Raw genomic sequence first — 1,280 nt, 5'->3', positions numbered from 1 at the left:
GCCGAGGTCCTGCGCGGCAGTCTTGCCCTCTACGACTGGACGGAAGGCGAGATGAACCGCCGGCGCATCGATGCCATCACGGACGTGCGGCACCGGCCCCTGCAAAAGCTCGTTAAAGGCGGCCTGCTGCGCGGCGTGGAGATCGAGGTCTTGCTGGATAGCACCCGCTTTGCCGGCGAGGGCGACGTCGAACTCTTCGGCGAAATGCTCAACCGGTTCCTCTCGCTCTATGCCACGCTGAATCTGTATACCCGGCTGGTGATCGTGTCGCAGCCAAGCGGCAAGCGGCAAGCATGGCCCGACAGCAAGGCCGAGGGGGCACCGTTTTGAGCCCGACGAAACTGACAGCAACGCAGGCGCAGGAGCGCGCCTTGCTGCCGGCGCTGCTCGCCCGTGCGCCGCAGATGAACTTCTTCCGGCTCTGCGAACTGATCGAGTTGTCTGCGCCGCAGCGTCCGGCGCTGGGCACGACCGATTCCCCGGCCAATGAACCGGTGCGTTTCCGCTCGTATGGGCGGCTGGGCTTCCCGGGGCGGGAGATATACGCGGTTGAGCACGATAGCGACCACCCCGAGCGAGCGCCGGTGGTGCGGACCACCTTCCTGGGCCTTTACGGCGTGGATGCGCGCATGCCGTCCTACTTCGTGGACGAGATTGCCCAGCGTCGCGACGGGGCAGAGCCGCTGGCGGCCTTGCTGGACCTGTTTCACCACCGGATCGTCACGCAGTTCTACCGCGTCGCGCGCAAGTACCGCTATCCGATGGGCTTCCGGCGCGGCGGACAAGACGAAGTGTCGTGTTACCTGCTGAGCCTGCTCGGGCTGGGTTTCGGCAGGCCTGGTGCCGAAGAGACCGTCCCCACACGCAAGCTGTTGTCGATGCTGGGACTGGCCAGCCAGCGCACACGCACCGCCGAAGGCCTCGCCGGCGTGCTGCAGCATGCCGTGCCGGACGCGCGCATCACGGTGGAGGAGTTCCACCCGGTGTGGGTGCGCCTCGATGCCACCGAGCGGATGCCGCTGGGGGAAAACTGTGTGCTGGGACGCGGCTTCTACGATCGCGCAAACACCGTACGCGTGGTGATCACGCCACAGGACCGCGACTCGGTGCTGGGGCTGATGCCGGGCCGTGCCATCCACCGGGAGGTGACGGCGCTGTTGCGCTTCTACCTGGGCTATGCAGCGCACGCGCATCTGGAGATGCATGTGAGGCCCGCGCTGATGCCGGCGCCGGCCTTGAATTCGGACCAGGTGAGCCTGGGCTACACCACGCAGCTCAGG

The 1,280-nt window shown here is 66.7% G+C and carries 2 protein-coding genes; both read left to right on the top strand.

Annotated elements, in window-relative coordinates:
* Positions 1 to 330: type VI secretion system baseplate subunit TssF (locus tag AC1DN0_RS41045; RefSeq protein WP_441637750.1), on the top strand; the 330-nt coding region annotated here is incomplete at its 5' end.
* A gap of 74 nt (positions 331 to 404) precedes the next feature.
* On the top strand, positions 405 to 1,280 hold an 876-nt coding region (gene tssG, locus AC1DN0_RS41040), incomplete at its 3' end, for a type VI secretion system baseplate subunit TssG (protein ID WP_477112233.1).

The sequence above is a fragment of the Cupriavidus sp. 05N39 genome, assembly GCF_056397325.1.
Note: the sequence above shows the minus strand (reverse complement) of the source record. Positions and strands in the feature narration are given on the sequence as shown.